We start from the raw sequence: 15,945 nt of genomic DNA, 5'->3' as shown, positions 1-15,945 counted from the left end.
CGCGGGCCCTCCGGCCCGGTAGGTGCCGACCGTTGGTCGGCACGCATTTGCGCCCCCCGGCCGGTAGAATGGCCGCCGCTGTCCACCGCCCGCTCCCGGAGCCCCCATGCCCGTTGAAGCCCAGCCGGAAGCCGCCGTCGTCGATGCGAACGGTGTGCCCGGCTATCTTTCCATTCGTGACCTGCGCAAGGAATTCGACGGCTTCGTCGCCGTCGACGACGTCAACCTGGACGTGCGCAAGGGCGAGATCTTTGCCCTGCTCGGTGGCTCGGGCAGCGGCAAATCGACCCTGCTGCGCTGCCTGGGCGGCTTCGAGACGCCCACCAAGGGCAGCATCACCCTCGATGGCCAGCGCCTGGATGCACTGCCGCCGTACCAGCGGCCGGTCAACATGATGTTCCAGTCCTACGCCCTGTTCCCGCACATGACGGTCGAGCAGAACATCGCCTTCGGCCTGAAGCAGGATGGCCTGGCCAAGGATGCGATCAGCCGTCGCGTGGGCGAGATGCTGGACCTGGTGCAGATGGCGCACCTGGGCAAGCGCAAGCCGCACCAGCTGTCCGGCGGCCAGCAGCAGCGCGTGGCGCTGGCACGGTCGCTGGCCAAGGGGCCCAAGCTGCTGTTGCTGGACGAACCGATGGGCGCGCTGGACAAGAAGCTGCGCTCGCAGATGCAGCTGGAACTGGTCAGCATCATCGAATCCTCCGGCGTGACCTGCGTGATGGTCACCCACGACCAGGAAGAGGCCATGACCATGGCCACCCGCATCGCGGTGATGGATGCCGGCTGGATCCAGCAGGTCGGCAAGCCCGATGAGGTCTACGAGCAGCCCGCCAACCGTTTCGTTGCCGGCTTCATCGGCTCGGTCAATCTGTTTGAAGGGGTCATCGACGAAGACCTTCCCGAGTACGTGACCGTGCGCTCGCCGCTGTTCCCGGCGCCGGTCTACATCGCCCACGGCATCACCTGCTACGAAGGGCAGCCGGTCGCGTTCGCGCTGCGCCCGGAAAAAGTGATGATCGGCAAGGACGAGCCGGACGCGCCGACCAACAAGGCGCAGGGCGTGATCGAGGACATCGCCTATTTCGGCAGCCATTCGGTCTACCACGTGCGCCTGCCCAGTGGTGCCAAGGTGCTGGCCAACTTCGCCAACTCGCAGCGCTGGGCCAGCGATGGCCTGACCTGGGGCGACCAGGTGTGGGTGCACTGGCGTGACAACGACGGCGTGGTGCTGACCTCATGAGCGCGGCGGGCCTGAAGCGCTGGCTGCCGGGCACGCGTGCCACGGTCATCGGCATTCCCTACCTGTGGCTGCTGCTGTTCTTCGCGGTGCCGTTCCTGATCGTGCTGATGATCAGCTTCTCGCACAGCCGGGTCGGCTCGCCGCCGTATACCTGGCTGCTGCAGTACGTCGATGGCGCGTTCTCGCTGAAGCTCAACCTCGAGAACTACCTGGCGCTGTTCCGCGATTCGATCTACGCCCAGGCGTTCCTCAGCTCGATCAAGATCGCGGCCATCTCCACCTTTCTCACCCTGCTGATCGGCTACCCGATGGCCTATGCCATCGCGCGCCTGTCGCCGGCCGCGCGCAACGTAGCGATGATGCTGGTGGTGCTGCCGTCGTGGACCTCGTTCCTGATCCGCGTGTATGCGTGGAAGGCGATCCTGGACCGCAACGGCCTGCTCGACCAGTTCCTGCAGTTCACCGGCCTGCAATCGCTGATGACCAGCATGGGCCTGCCCAAGCTGCAGCTGATCGACACCCCGACCGCGGCCTACATCGGCATCGTTTACTGCTATCTGCCCTTCATGGTGCTGCCGCTGTACGCCAACCTGGTCAAGCATGACAACCGCCTGCTGGAAGCGGCCTACGATCTCGGCGCCAAGCCCTGGCAGGCCTTCCTGCGCATCACCCTGCCGTTGTCCAAGGCCGGCATCATCGCCGGCTGCATGCTGGTGATGATCCCGGCGGTGGGTGAGTTCGTGATCCCGGAAATGCTCGGTGGCTCGGAAACGCTGATGGTCGGCCGCCAGCTGTGGAACGAGTTTTTCAACAACCGCAACTGGCCGGGCGCTTCGGCCATGGCGGTGGCGATGATCCTGCTGCTGCTGGTGCCCATCCTCTGGTTCAACCGATCCCAGCAGCGCCTGCTGGAAGGGAAGCAGGCATGAGCCCGCGCAGCGCAAAGGGCCTGGGCCTGGGCGTGCTGGTGCTCGGCTTCGCCTTCCTGTACCTGCCGATCCTGCTGTTGATGTTCTATTCGTTCAACAGCTCGCGGCTGGCGATGGTCTGGGCCGGGTTCTCCACCCGTGCCTACAGCGACCTGTTCGCCGACCGCGCGCTGATGGATGCGATGTGGACCAGCCTGGTCGTAGCGTTCTGGACCGCCTGCACCGCCACCGTGCTGGGCACGCTGGCGGCGATGGTGATGACCCGCTTCCGCCGTTTCCGTGGCAAGCAGGTGTTTGGTGCGCTGGTCACCGCGCCACTGGTCATGCCCGATGTCATCCTGGGCTTCTCGCTGATGGCCCTGCTGGCCTCGATGGGCGCCATTCCCGGCTTCCCCGCTCGCGGCCTGGCCACCATCTGGATCGCCCACGTCACCTTCACCCTGTGCTTCGTCACCGTGGTGGTGTCCTCGCGCCTGCAGGAAATGGATCTCTCGCTGGAAGAAGCGGCGATGGATCTCGGCGCCAGCCGGCTGACGGTGTTCGGCCGCATCACCCTGCCGATCATCGCCCCGGCGCTGGTGGCGGGCTGGCTGCTGGCCTTCACCCTGTCGCTGGATGACGTGGTGGTTGCCAGCTTCGTCGCCACCCCGGGCTCGACCACGTTGCCGATGAAGGTGTTCGCTTCGGTGCGCATGGGTATCAGCCCGAAGATCAACGCGCTGGCAACCCTGCTGGTGTCGGCGGTGTCGGTGGCCGCAGTGATCGGCTGGTACATCAACGCGCGTGCCGAAAAGCGCCGCCAGCGCGACCTGCAGCTGGCCCGCCAGGACAACGGCTGAGGCCCGCACGCCGCCGCCATGCGGCGGCAACACCCGGCTCACGGGATCGGGCGCACACTGGGGATCTGCCTGATGGAGATCCCCCATGACCGTCGAAATCGTCAATCCGGCCACCGGCCTGGTCACCTACCGCCATGAACTGCTCGGCACGGCCGACATCGAGCAGCGCCTGCAGGCCGCTGCCGACGCGTTCCCGGCGTGGGCCGAGCGCTCGCTGCAGGATCGCGGCGCCATCCTCAAAAGCATCGCCGCCCAGCTGCGCGCACGCCGCGACGACCTGCAGCAGGCGATGACCGGCGAGATGGGCAAGCTGAAGGCCGAGGCGCTGGCCGAGGTCGACAAATGCGCGGCCGCCTGCGAGTTCTATGCCGGCCACGCTGCCGATTACCTGAAGCCGCAGATCATCGACACCGAGGCGCAGCGCAGCTATGTGCGCTATGAGCCGATCGGCTGCGTGTTCGCGGTGATGCCGTGGAATTTCCCGATCTGGCAGGTGTTCCGTTTCCTGGCCCCGGCGTTCATGGCCGGCAATGTCGCCCTGCTCAAGCACGCCAGCAACGTGCCGCAGTGCGCCGACCTGATCCTGGCGGTGTGCCGTGATGGCGGCCTGCCGGCGGGTGTGTTCGATGTGCTGCATATCAACAACGACCAGGCGGCCGACGTGCTGCGCGATGCGCGGGTGAAGGCGGTGACCCTGACCGGCAGCGAGCGGGCAGGGCGTTCGATTGCCTCCAACGCCGGCAGCCAGCTGAAGAAATCGGTGATGGAGCTGGGCGGCAGCGATGCCTTCGTCGTGCTCGACGATGCTGACCTGGACAAGACCGTCGCCGCCGCAGTGAAGTCGCGCTTCGACAACAGCGGGCAGACCTGCATCGCGGCCAAGCGCTTCATCGTGGTCGATGCGGTGGCCGATGCCTTCACCGACCGCTTCGTCGAGGCCGCCGGCCAGCGCCAGTACGGTGATCCGAACGAGCGTGGCACCACGCTGGCGCCGATGGCGCGTGCCGACCTGCGCGATGAACTGCACAAGCAGGTACAGGCCAGCGTGGCCAAGGGCGCGCGCGTGCGGGTGGGCGGCGAACCGATTGCCGGCACCCACGCGGGCTACCCGGCCACGGTGCTCGATCAGGTCGGGCCGGGCATGCCGGCCTACGACGAGGAACTGTTCGGGCCGGTGGCCGCGGTGATCCGGGTCAAGGACGAAGCCGAGGCCCTGCGCGTGGCCAACGACACCCGCTTCGGCCTGGGCGGCAGCGTGTGGACCGCCGACGTGGTGCGCGGCGAGCGCTTCGCCCAGCGCATGGAGTGCGGCGCGGCCTTCGTCAACGCCATCGTCAAGAGTGATGCGCGCCTGCCGTTCGGCGGCAGCAAGGAGTCGGGCTTCGGCCGCGAACTGGCCGACCACGGCATCCATGAGTTCATGAACATCAAGACCGTCTACGTGGCCTGATCCCGCTTCTGTAGAGTCGAGCCATGCTCGACTCTGCGCTCTCGTAGAGTCGAGCTTGCTCGACTGCTTTGGCAGGCATCAGTCGAGCAAGCTCGACTCTACAAAAAGCGCCCTACAACCATCTGGCACGCTTGAACAACCGGTACAGGCCCACGCATACCACGGCCACGCCGACGATCATCAACGGGTAGGACCACGGCTGGTTGAGCTCGGGCATGTGGCTGAAATTCATGCCGTACCAGCTGGTGATCAGCGTCGGCGCGGCCAGCAGTGCCGCCCACGCACCCAGGCGCTTCACCGTCTCACCCTGTGCCAGCGTCACCAGCGACAGGTTCACGCTCAGGGCCGTACCCAGCATCTCGCGCAGCGTATCGATCACATCGCTGATGCGCGCGGCGTGGTCGTGCACGTCACGCACGTACAGCTTCACTTCGTCGGGAATCAGCTCGCCCTGGTAGCGGCGCAGCTGCGCCAGCACGTCCTGCAGTGGCGCCACCGCCATGCGCATCTTGTTCAGTTCGCGCTTGAGTTCGTACAGGCGCGTCACTGTGCTGCGCTTGTAGGTCTCGGCGAAGATGTCCTTCTCCAGCAGGTCCAGCGTGTCGCGGAAGCGGGTGGTGATCGGCAGGTAGTTGTCCACCACGAAATCGGCCACCGCGTACAGGCAGTAGGACGCGCCCATCTTCAGCAGCTGCGGTTCGCGTTCCACGCGCGCGCGCACCGGTGCATACGACAGCGATGCACCGTGGCGTACCGTCACCAGGAAGCGTGGGCCGAGGAAGGCGTGGGTTTCGCCATACTGGATGCGCTCGTCGACCATCTGCGCGGTGGTCATCACCACGAACAGCGAGTTGCCGTAGGCCTCGGCCTTCGGGCGCTGGTGCGCGTTGCGCGCATCCTCGATGGCCAGATCGTGCAGGCAGAATTCTTCCTGCAGTTTCAGCAGCACGTCATCGTTGGGGTCGAACAGGCCGACCCAGACGAAACCGTTGCCACTGGCGATCACGTCGCTGATGGCATCCAGGCTGATGTCGTGGCGCTTGCCCTGGTCATCGTAGTGGACGCAGTTGATGACGCAGGCGGGGTTGTTCGATGCGGGGGCGGAAGCGGAGGCGGGCAATGACATGCCCGCCATCCTGCGTCAGCGGGGTGTTTCGGACAAGTGAGGACGACGCGCCAGCACCCAGGCCAGTGCCACGTGCACCGGCAGCAGCAGCACGATCCACTGCACGTTGTACTGCGCCTGCAGGCTCAGCCAGTGCAGCACGAGGGCGGCCACCGACTGCGCGGCCAGCAGCCACAGGACGATGCTGAACATGCGCCCGGGCACGCGCCGGCGCAGCAGGGCGATGGCGCCCGGCAGCAGCAGCACCGCCAGCGGCGAGAGCAGCAGCAGGTTGCGATTGGCCCAGGCGGCGTAGTGGATGCTGAAGCCCCACAGGAACACCAGCACGCCGCCGAACAGCGCGCACAGCAGCCAGAACGGCAGGGCCAGCCCGGCCAGCAGGCGCGGGCGGCTGCGCAGGGCCAGCACGCCGGCGGCGATCACCAGCCCGCACAGCAGCCACGGCCACCAGCGCCGGGCGAATTCCTTCGGTTCGGCCGCGATGCGGTGCGGCAGCAGCTCCTGCTCGCTCTGCACCAGTGGCCGGCCATCGCTGTTGCGCACCTGGCGCAGCGCATCGGCCAGGCGCATCGGCACGAAGGCTTCCTGCCAGCGCGACAGCGGCTGGTCGGCGAAGGGCCCGAGGCCGACGTCGAAGCCCAGCCACATCCACGGTGCCGGCGAGGCCAGCCGCACCGATTCGCTGCGGTAGGTGTTGCCGCGCGAACGCCCGGACAGCTGCGCATGCAGGCCGCCATCCAGTGCTTCGTTCAAGGTGTCGCGCACCATCGTGGCGCAGTTGGCGGTGTAGTAGTCGTAGTGGTAGCGCGCGTTTTCCGGCTTCGCCCGTTCGGCCAGGCCCGCGGCCAGGGCACGGGCCTGGTCCGGGCGCAGGTCCAGCCACTGCACGCTGGCACCGCGGCCGGTCTCGTCGTAGTACGACAGGTCCTGCTGCAGCGGCAGCGCCACCAGGTAGTACATCATGTCGCCGCGTGCGAAGCGGCTGATGAAATCATCCTCGGACGGATCGAAATAACCGAAGTTGTACGAGATCGCCTCGCCGCTGACCGGGTCGAGGACCACGATGGCGTCGTGGCCGAAGCGCTCGAAGAACACCGTGCCCGGCTGCATGGTCACCACGCCGATGCGCGGCGCCGGTGCCTCCTGCGGGCTGGCGACGCCGGCCGCCGGGGCGGCCGAAGCCGCCGAGGCCGCCTGCGCGAAGGCCGCCTGCGGCAGGGCCATGGCCAGCACGCACAGTGCCAGCCACACACTCAGGATCAGGCCCCGGCGCTTCAAGCGTCGTCCTGCTCGTCCGGCGGCAGCACCGTCACATGGAAGGCCTGCACCCGGCGCGCATCAGCACGCGCCACGCGGAACATGAAGCGGTCCAGCGCCAGCTCATCGCCGACCTCGGGCAGGTGGCCGATCGCCTCAGTCACCAGGCCGCCGATGGTGTCGTAGTCCTCGTCGGAGAACGTGGCACCGAAACGCTCGTTGAAATCACCGATCGCGGTCAGTGCATCGACCACGTAGCGGCCGTCGGCCTGGATCGCGATCTGCGCCGACTGGTCCTCGGCCTCGTCATGCTCGTCGTCGATCTCGCCGACGATCTGTTCCAGCACGTCCTCGATGGTGACCAGGCCGGCGACACCGCCGTACTCGTCCACCACCATGGCCATGTGGTTGCGCGACAGGCGGAACTCCTTCAGCAGCACGTTGAGCTTCTTCGCCTCGGGGATCAGCACCGCCGGACGCAGCAGCTCGCGCACGTTGGCCGGCCCGTTGTCGGCTACCACGCCGCGCAGCAGGTCCTTGGCCAGCAGGATGCCAAGGATGTCGTCCTTGTTCTCGCCGTGCACCGGGAAGCGTGAGTGGCCCGATTCGACGACCTGTTTCATCAGGTCCAGGAACGGCGCCTCGACCGGCAGAGAGACCATCTGCGAGCGCGAGATCATCACGTCGCCCACGGTCAGCTCGGCCACCGAAATGGCGCCCTCCATCATCTTCAGGGTATCGGCGGCGATCAGACCCTCCTCCTGCGCGGTGTGCAGGACAGCGACCAGCTCGTCGCGGGTATGGGGTTCGCCGGAGAAGGCGGAGGTCAGGCGTTCAAGCCAGCCGCGCTTCTTTTCATGGGGCTCCAGGGAGGAGCTACTACTGTCGTCTTCTGACATCTCTGGAAAAAGGGCACCCGGCAAGCCGGGCGTTGCCCCAAGTCTAGCAGGATGTTGGGGCCTTTCAGTGACCGCCGCCGGCGGCGGCCGGAACCTCGTCCTCGGCCGGCAGATCCAGGCTGTAGGTGCAGCCGGCCAGGGTCTTGCCGGGGTGGCTGGCCACCGTCGACACGCTGAGGATGATCGATTCGATCTGGGCCTCGCCGGTCCTGGGGTTGGTCACGTCGCGGCTGACCACCTCGCGGCCGGCCATGAACTTGCCGTCCTGGTCGTAGCCGGTTTCCAGTTCCAGGCGCTTGGCCAGCGGGTGCGGGTCGGCCTGGTCCAGCACGGCCATCACGCTGGCGCCGGCCAGGGCCACCCGTTCGGTCTGCTGGCCGAACACGGTGATGGGGTTGGCCAGGCGGAATTCGCTCATGAACTGGTTGCCCTGCGGCAGCGGCTGCAGGCCCTGGGCCACGGCCTTCAGCGGGTCGGCCAGCAGCGGCGCCAGCGCGGCATGCTCGGCTACGCCCTGGCGGCATTCGATCAGGGCCGGCAGGTCCAGCGGGGCGGCCGAAGCGGTGGCGGCGAAAGAGGCAAGCAGCAGGGGCAGGGCAGTACGCAGCAGCACAGGCATGGGATCCGCAATGGAGGGTGCCTGGACATGGTAGCGGCGGAGGGGGGCGCCCGCGACCGGACAGGCCGGGGCGCACCCGGGGGGCATGCTCAGCCCTGCGAGGTGCGGCCCAACAGGGACCGCATGCGCCCCAGCGAACGACGGGCCACGGCGCGCAGCGCCATCACCGGCAGGGTCAGCATCGCCGAGAACAGTGCCACGTGCACCAATTGCAGCACCGCACGCAATGCAAGCTGCAGGGGGCCCGATTCCAGCAGCCAGTCCGGCACATCAGCGACCGAACGAGGGATGACGATCATGTACACCGTGGCAAGTACGAACAGCGCCCACAGCTGCGCACGGCTTGCATGGAAGAACGGCAGGCTGCTGCTGTCGCGGCCGAGGCGCTTCTGCAGGACCACGCGCCAGCATACCGGCGCGGAGAACGCGCCGATCAGGATCAGCACCATCGACGTCATCCACAGCGTGCCGTTGCTGCTCACCGGCCCAGGGCCCGTCAGCATGTGCGGGCCGACCACGCCTACCGCCAGCGCGGCCAGCAGGCTGGACGGCGACAGCACGGCCAGCGTGCGCAGCAGCCAATGCCGGCCATCAGGGTGGCGGGCGCCTAGGCGGTGCAGCAGGTTGGCGGCCACCACCAGCAGCAGGGCAAAGATCGCCGTTTTGGCCAGCATCGGCCCCATGTCACCCATCATCGTCCGTGTCTCCGGGGAGGTTGCAGCTGCAGGATAGCGCCGTACGCGGCTCAGCGCTCGCCGGCGTAGGGGTCTTCGATACCGAGCTCGGCCAGGATCTCGCGCTCGAGCTGTTCCATCGCCTCGGCTTCCTTGTCGTCCTCGTGGTCCCAGCCCAGCAGGTGCAGCACGCCGTGCACGGTCAGGTGCGCGTAGTGGGCATTCAGGGCCTTGCCCTGCTCGTCGGCCTCGCGGGCCACCACCGGCGCGCAGATCACCAGGTCACCCAGCAGCGGGAACTTCACGCCCTTGGGCAGGCCTTCGGGCACATCGGCCGGGAAGCTGAGCACGTTGGTGGCGTAATCCTTGCCACGGTAATGCCGGTTCAGCGACTGGCCTTCCTTGGCATCGACCACGCGGATGGCCAGGTCGGCCTCGCGGATACGGCCCTTCAGGGCCGCGGCCACCCATTTGCGGAAGCTCACCGCCGCCGGCAGCCCGGCGCGGGGCAGGGCATAGCTGATGGCGACATCGAGGCGGACGGGGCCCTTGGTCATGACAATTCCGGCATTCAGATCTGAGAGGCGACAGTATCGCGCGTGTGGCGTCTTACTGCGACGTCCAGTCGCCGGCGTCATAGTCGATCCTCATCCTTCCGGTACCTTCCAGCGGAGCCCGGGCCGCCTCGCGACGGCAGCGTACGGTTATTCGGCGCCCGGCTTGAGCTGATGCAGGTCGCGGCGGTCGTAGGCATTGACGATACGCGCCACCAGCGGGTGGCGCACGACGTCGCGTGCCTCGAAGAACGTGAACGTCACGCCTTCCACATCGCGCAGCACGTCGATGGCATCGCGCAGGCCCGACTTCACGTGCTTGGGCAGGTCGGTCTGGGTCAGGTCGCCGGTGACCACTGCAGTGGAGCCGTAGCCCAGGCGGGTCAGGAACATCTTCATCTGTTCGATGGTGGTGTTCTGCGCCTCGTCCAGGATCACGAACGCGTCGTTGAGCGTGCGGCCGCGCATGTAGGCCAGCGGCGCGATCTCGATGACGTTCTTTTCCAGCAGCTTGACCACCTTCTCCACGCCCATCATTTCGTACAGGGCGTCGTACAGCGGGCGCAGATAGGGGTCGACCTTCTGGCTCAGGTCGCCGGGCAGGAAGCCCAGCTTCTCGCCGGCTTCCACCGCCGGGCGCACCAGGATCAGCCGCTGCACGCGTGACTCGTTGAGAGCCTCGACGGCGCTGGCCACGGCCAGGAAGGTCTTGCCGGTACCGGCCGGGCCGATGCCGAAGTTGATGTCATGGGTCGCGATCTGGTGCAGGTAGCGGCCCTGGTTGGCGCCGCGGCCGCGCACGGTGCCGCGCTTGACCTTGATCGCCACATCCTGCGCTTCGTAGGAACGCTCGGCGATCTGCTCGACATTGGCCTGCGCCAGGCGCAGGTGGATGCCGTGGCTGTCAAAGGTGGTCTCGGCGGCTTCGACATACAGCGCTTCGATCAGCTTCTGCGCCTCGATGATCGCCTCGCCCGGCCCGCTGATGCGGAACACGAAGCCGCGGTTGGCGATCTCCACACCGAGCTTCAGCTCGATCTGTCGCAAATGCCCATCAAAGGGGCCGCACAGGTTGGCCAGTCGCTCGTTGTCTTCCGGCGACAGGGTGAAATCTCGATGCTCGATGCTTTTCATTGATCGGGTAGGGCGGAAGCCTTGCACCACAGTGGATTCAAGCAGCAAGGGTAGCGCGCGGCAGGGCCGCACGGCCAGCGTCGGGCGTTTTCCACACCCCGTGTGGACCGGGCCGCAGGAAACCTGTGGATAGACGCCTGTATCGCTTGTGCCACAAGCCTCATGAGCCGGTGGTGAAAAAACCGTCATGGCCGACGTTGGCGGATGTGACGGGAACTTGACGGCGGCTGGTCCGGAGATGAATATCGGCCCCGAGTCCCAATGGAACAGGGTCTTCCGCGAGGATCGGCGCAGGGCGCCGGGTCAGACGCGACCGCCAAGGGAAGTCGGCGGCCGGGCCTGGTCAGGTCCGCGTGGAAGGTGGCATCAGGCCATCGCCGGCGCAGGAGCGCCTGGCACAGGAGAAGTCATGGACGCTTCACGTGCGCATTCCGCGCTTGCTTCGCTGGTCGGGCTGGAGCCCGATCACCAGCTGCACCGCCTGCAGGCCGAGGGCCTGCCGCCGTTGTTCGTCGAACAGTGGTGGGGCCATGAACACCTGGCCAGCGGATTCGATTACTGGGTGGATGTGCTGCACCCGGATGCCAACCTGCCGCTCGACGCCTGGCTGGGCCGAAGCGGGGCGCTGCTCACCCGCCTCGACGACGGGCAGGACCATCTCCGCTGGGGGCATGTCGCCGAGGCCTGCCTGCTCGGCAGCGACGGCGGGCTGGCCCGCTACCGCCTGCATCTTGTGCCATGGACGTGGTTTCTGGGTCATGCCCGGCACAGCCGGGTGTACCAGGAGCGCCCCGTGCGCGACATCGTCGAGGACGTGCTGGGCGGGCATGGCGATCTGGCCCGTTGGCGCTGGAGCGACGATGCCGTGGCTGCCCTGGCCACCGCGCCCGTGCGCAGCTACTGCGTGCAGTACCGGGAGCCGGATCTGGCATTCGTGCTGCGCCTGCTCGCCGAAGAGGGAATCGCCTGCGCCTTCGATGGTGACAGCGGCGACGGACTGACCCTGGTGATGTCGTTCGACAGCACCGTGCAGCCGGAAAACCCATAGTCGGCCCGCGATGGCGGCATCCGCTTCCATCGCAACGACGGCACCGAGGCGACGGACACGCTGCAGCAGCTGGGCCCGCACCGCCTGTTGGGCAGCAACCGCCTGTCCCTTTCCACCAGCGACTATCAGGGGCCGGTGGTGCGCCATGTCCAGCTGCCCTTGCAGGGCGCAGGCAGCAGTCCGCGCGAGATCTACGAGCCCGTCGGCGCCCATGCCTTCGCCCAGGCAGATGACGGGCAGCGCCGGGCCCGCCGCGCGGCGGAAGCGCATGAAGCGGGCCTGGCCGGTTGGGTGGGGGCGGGGAGTATCCGCAGCCTGCAGGCCGGTCGCTTCATACGCGTCCTGGGTTATGGCACGGATCCCGCGCCGGTGATCCTGCCAATCGAGGTGCTGCACCACGGGTGCAACCCATCGCCGCTGGCCATGGTTTCCCAGCCGTGGCGCGCCGAAGCACCCGCGGCTTGGCTGGATGCCTGCAGGACGCTGCCAGGTGCGCCGCCGGACGCCGCCTCCGCCACCGGCTGCGTCAATCGGTTCCGCGCCGTCGACCAGCAGAAACCGTGGCGGCCCGTGTTGCCCGATGGTACGGGGGAGCGCCTCAATCCGCGCCCGCTTGCGCCGGGCTACCAGTCGGCCACGGTCATCAGCGGTGGCGGCCGCGACGATGCGGACCTGCATGCAGACAGCCAGGGCCGGGTCCGCGTGCGCCTGCATCTGCAAGGGGCTGCCGATGCGGACGCCACATGCTGGATGCGCGTGGCGCAGCGCTATGCCGGGCCGGGTGTCGGGTCGCAGTTCCTGCCGCGTGTCGGCCAGGAGGTGCTGGTCGGCTTCATCGAAGGCGACATCGACCGGCCGCTGGTGCTCGGCGCGCTCTACAACGGTCGCGGCGATGCAGGCATCGTACCCACCCCCGCCGGTGCGGCAGCAGGGGCAGGTGATACCGGGCTGTTCGGGCGAGCTACCGACACCGGTGCCAGCGCGCAGGGCAATGCTGCGGGCGGTCACGCGCCGGCCTGGCATGCGATGGCGCCAGGCGAGGGGCAGCACCGTCACGCCGGGGCGTTGTGGGGTATCCAGTCGCGCGAGTGGTCCGGCACCGGTTACAACCGCCTGGTGTTCGACGATTCCGATGCGCAGCTGCGCCTGCAGCTGGCCAGCAGCCAGGCCAGCAGTGAATTGAATCTTGGCCATCTGCTGCACACGGCCGACAACCATCGCGGCTCACTGCGCGGTGAGGGGCTGGAACTGCGTACCGATGCGTGGGGCACGCTGCGCGCGGAGCGTGGCGTGTGGCTGACTGCCAGGCCCCATGGCGCGTCGTCGCCAGCCGGGGAGGTGGTCGCGGCCGGTGCGTTGCTGCGGCAGGCCGCCACCCTGGCCCAGGTCAGCCATGCAACGAGCGCCACGCACGGCACGGTTGGCCTGGCCAGCCACGCGCCACCCGACGACAGCGCGGGTCTGGCCGGCCTGCAGCGTGTCGCCCGTGCCAGCGTTTCCGGCCAGGCCTATGCACAGGCCTGCGCGGATGGCGCTGGACAGCCTTCAGCCGCCGGGGTGCCACATACCGATGCGCCCACCCTGGCGCTGCACGGCCATGCCGGCCTCGCCATGGTCGCCGGGCAGTCCCTGCACTGGAGCAGTGCCCAGCATGTGGCGCTGGCCAGTGGCCAGCACAGCGACGCCAGCGTTGCGGGCCATGCGCGACTGCATGCGCGGCAGGCAATCGGCATGCTGGCTGCCGGCAGTCGCAACTTTGCAGGCGATGCGGCGCTGAGCATCGTGGCCGGACAGGCCATGCTGGACATCCGGGCCCAGTCAGACCGGGTCAACCTCATCTCGCGTGCCTCGCAACGTGCTGCCAGTGCGCAGGGGACGCTGGAAATGGCCGCGCCGCGCACCCTGCACATCGCCACGGCCGGTGGCGCCAGCCTCACCCTGGAAGGCGGCAATCTGGTGGTCAACTGTCCCGGCACCGTGACCGTCCATGCGGGGCAGAAGTCGTTCATAGGCCCGGCACAGCTGACGTATCCCCTGCCGGACATGCCCACCAGCGCGCTCAGCGAACAGATTCCAAAGTTGGCCTTCCGGCTGCAGGACATCCCAGGGCCCCAGGGCCTGCCACTGGCAGGCCAGGCCTGGAAGATCGTGCGCACCCGGAAGGCCTTGGACGCTGAACTGCGTGACGGCGCGCTGGTGCCAGAAAGCTGGGCCGAGACGCTTGCCGAGGGCGAGGCGGATGCGCAGGGTGATGTGAGCCTGGACGATGCACTGTGCGCGAAAATCTGGAACGACGCTGGCCGGTTCCCGGGGCGCCTGTTCCTGGTGCATGGCATCGACGTCATTCCACTGCAGCGACCGCGGCCGTACAGCAGCTCGCCCGGTGTGCGCGCCACGATGGACACCCTCGAGGCGATCAACTACGGCAAGACGCTGGCCGACCTGCCCGACGATGCGGCCCTGTACGCCTACCGGCAGCGCGCCGAGTACGAGTTCCAGTCGCATATCGACGCCGACCCGGCAAAGCGCAAGGAGATCTAGTCATGGCAGATGGCACCACACTGGGCAGCGTCCCGCATACCGCCCTGACCTGCCTGGACGGGCAGAAGGGCACCACCAGCGGTGATTACTACGCACCGCCCGATCGCCAGTTCGCGCCTGTCCGGCAAGGCAACAAGGTCGATGCGTTCACCGACGGGCGTTCGGCGATGAAGGCAATGGCGGACGCCATCCGCAACGCGCAGAAATTCATTTTCATCGCCGACTGGCAGATGAATTTCGACACCGAGATGGACGAACGCGGAGGCGCCCACGCCAGTCGCCTCAGTGAACTGTTGTTCGACGCCATCAACCAGCGCGGCGTGGATGTGCGGGTGCTGCTCTACGACAGTGTCGAGGCGGCGGCCTATACCCACGAGAACGAGGCGCGTACGGCCTTGTACAAGATGCAGGATGCCAACACGCCGGGACAGGTGCAGGTCGGCCTGCACAACCCGGCCACCGGCCGCACCGATGCCTTCAACATCGCCTTCTCGCACCACCAGAAGATCCTGGTCGTGGATGGGCACATCGGCTTCGTTGGGGGCCTGGACATCGCGCATGGTCGATGGGATGACGGCAACTTCGACGTGGTCTGCGACCCGGCGCTGCACGTGCTCAATGACCACTACAACAACTGCCTGAGCAAGTTCCGCGGCATGACGAGCGCGGAGCAGGAGCTGACCCTGGACAAGCCCGATACCAGCCCGGACGCGGCTGGCCGTGTCCGCCCCGGCTTTGCCCAGGCGTACGTGCCGGGCCTGGCCATCGCACTGGACCGGATGAAGGCGCAGTGGGACGCAGGCGCTGCGCTGGCCGAACTGCAGGACTACGCGGACAAGCTGGGTGTGCCGGAGGCGCTGGAACGCGAGGGCATCCGCAAGCTCGCAGAATGGGTCATCCCAGGCATGGAAGAAGCAACAAAGGTGCAGCGTACGGTCGCCAAGACCTTCCTTGCCATCAAGGGCTGGCTGACAGAAATCGAGAAGGAGTACGCCGAGGTCACTGCCGCTTCCAACAGGGCCGCCGACGAGGCGGTCAAGCTCAATGTCGGCGAGGCAGCTGCGGCTGCCGCGCGTGCCGCGGAAGCTTTCGCCACGATCCAGGCGAAGAAATTCGGTGAATGGTTCGATGAGCGCAAGGCCGCGGTCAAGGACGCCATTCTGGGCCCGGTCAACACGGCCACCACCGTTGTGGGATATGTGCGCGATCCCGCCTCGCTGGTCAAGGACGCCGAAGCCAAATATGCCCAGATCGAGAGCAAGATCGTCAAGGCGAAGCAGGCCTGGGAATCGCTGGTGAAGTGGATCAACGAGCCGGTGGATCGCATCCAGCGGCTGCTCGACAGCGGGCGCCAGCCACGCATGCCATGGCAGGACGTGCACGCGCGGCTGCAGGGGCCGGCGGTGTTCGATATCTGCCGCAACTTCATGCACCGCTGGAATGCCATGGTCTGGCAGAACCAGCGCGGTGACCGCGAGATCGGCACGGTGGTACGCGAAAGCTTGACCTGGGGAATCCGGGGGGCCAACGGCCTGGTCGGGACGGATGTGCCCGAGCAGACCACGCTGGCGCGCGGGATGGAACTGACGCCCTTGAGTGATCAGTGGCTGCAGTCCATGGGCGGCATGCAGG

General features: G+C 67.3%; 12 protein-coding genes and 2 pseudogenes. 7 read left to right on the top strand and 7 right to left on the bottom strand.

All coding sequences use genetic code 11. The features are described from left to right. Window positions 1–106 precede the first annotated feature (106 nt). From potA to QMZ26_RS17015, 4 genes are all read left to right on the top strand, one after another. Window positions 107–1,243, top strand: coding sequence for a polyamine ABC transporter ATP-binding protein (gene potA / locus QMZ26_RS17030; RefSeq protein WP_283222144.1), 1,137 nt, complete (start codon window positions 107–109; stop codon window positions 1,241–1,243). Continuing rightward, window positions 1,240–2,172, top strand: a complete 933-nt coding sequence (locus tag QMZ26_RS17025; RefSeq protein WP_079221328.1) for an ABC transporter permease subunit — start codon at window positions 1,240–1,242, stop codon at window positions 2,170–2,172. Before potA ends, QMZ26_RS17025 begins: the two co-directional genes overlap by 4 nt. Continuing rightward, on the top strand, window positions 2,169–3,011 hold the full coding sequence (locus tag QMZ26_RS17020; protein ID WP_079221329.1) for an ABC transporter permease subunit: 843 nt from the start codon (window positions 2,169–2,171) through the stop codon (window positions 3,009–3,011). The genes QMZ26_RS17025 and QMZ26_RS17020 overlap by 4 nt, the downstream gene beginning before the upstream one ends. Before the next feature lie 85 nt (window positions 3,012–3,096). After that, window positions 3,097–4,461, top strand: coding sequence for an NAD-dependent succinate-semialdehyde dehydrogenase (locus QMZ26_RS17015; RefSeq protein ID WP_283222143.1), 1,365 nt, complete (start codon window positions 3,097–3,099; stop codon window positions 4,459–4,461). A gap of 112 nt (window positions 4,462–4,573) precedes the next feature. Here the strand turns inward: QMZ26_RS17015 and QMZ26_RS17010 are convergent, their stop codons facing one another. From QMZ26_RS17010 to QMZ26_RS16980, 7 genes are all read right to left on the bottom strand, one after another. Next, window positions 4,574–5,596, bottom strand: a complete 1,023-nt coding sequence (locus QMZ26_RS17010) for a magnesium and cobalt transport protein CorA (RefSeq protein ID WP_200731996.1) — start codon at window positions 5,594–5,596, stop codon at window positions 4,574–4,576. Between the two features lie 6 nt (window positions 5,597–5,602). Then, window positions 5,603–6,865 (bottom strand): DUF4105 domain-containing protein, encoded by a 1,263-nt coding sequence (locus QMZ26_RS17005; protein WP_283222142.1) that lies wholly within the window; start codon window positions 6,863–6,865, stop codon window positions 5,603–5,605. Continuing rightward, a complete protein-coding gene (locus QMZ26_RS17000; protein ID WP_079221333.1) occupies window positions 6,862–7,743 on the bottom strand; it encodes a transporter associated domain-containing protein in 882 nt (293 codons plus the stop codon). The genes QMZ26_RS17005 and QMZ26_RS17000 overlap by 4 nt, the downstream gene beginning before the upstream one ends. 64 nt (window positions 7,744–7,807) lie before the next feature. Then, the gene (locus tag QMZ26_RS16995) at window positions 7,808–8,362 is read right to left on the bottom strand and encodes a hypothetical protein (RefSeq protein ID WP_200731997.1); all 555 of its coding nucleotides are present in this window, start codon (window positions 8,360–8,362) and stop codon (window positions 7,808–7,810) included. A gap of 89 nt (window positions 8,363–8,451) precedes the next feature. Next, window positions 8,452–9,057: a hypothetical protein gene (locus QMZ26_RS16990; protein ID WP_283222141.1), complete on the bottom strand. Its 606-nt coding sequence runs from the start codon at window positions 9,055–9,057 to the stop codon at window positions 8,452–8,454. 50 nt (window positions 9,058–9,107) lie between these two features. Then, window positions 9,108–9,593 carry an rRNA maturation RNase YbeY gene (gene ybeY, locus QMZ26_RS16985; RefSeq protein ID WP_079221336.1) on the bottom strand — a complete coding sequence of 162 codons (486 nt, stop codon included), beginning with the start codon at window positions 9,591–9,593 and terminating at the stop codon, window positions 9,108–9,110. A 147-nt stretch (window positions 9,594–9,740) separates the two neighbouring features. Then, window positions 9,741–10,724, bottom strand: a complete 984-nt coding sequence (locus QMZ26_RS16980; RefSeq protein ID WP_283222140.1) for a PhoH family protein — start codon at window positions 10,722–10,724, stop codon at window positions 9,741–9,743. A gap of 187 nt (window positions 10,725–10,911) precedes the next feature. Between QMZ26_RS16980 and QMZ26_RS16975 the strand changes: the two are divergent. The 3 genes and pseudogenes from QMZ26_RS16975 to QMZ26_RS16965 all read left to right on the top strand — a co-directional run. Continuing rightward, window positions 10,912–12,120: pseudogene (locus QMZ26_RS16975) on the top strand (phage late control D family protein); the annotation flags it as partial. A 75-nt stretch (window positions 12,121–12,195) separates the two neighbouring features. Further along, window positions 12,196–14,313 (top strand): type VI secretion system Vgr family protein, encoded by a 2,118-nt coding sequence (locus tag QMZ26_RS16970; RefSeq protein ID WP_283222159.1) that lies wholly within the window; start codon window positions 12,196–12,198, stop codon window positions 14,311–14,313. A gap of 2 nt (window positions 14,314–14,315) precedes the next feature. Next, window positions 14,316–15,945, top strand: a pseudogene (locus tag QMZ26_RS16965) (phospholipase); the annotation flags it as partial.

Source organism: Stenotrophomonas sp. PFBMAA-4 (assembly GCF_030053215.1).
GTDB lineage: Bacteria > Pseudomonadota > Gammaproteobacteria > Xanthomonadales > Xanthomonadaceae > Stenotrophomonas.
The sequence above is the reverse complement of the archived record's forward strand: the minus strand, read 5'-3'. Positions and strand labels throughout refer to the sequence as shown.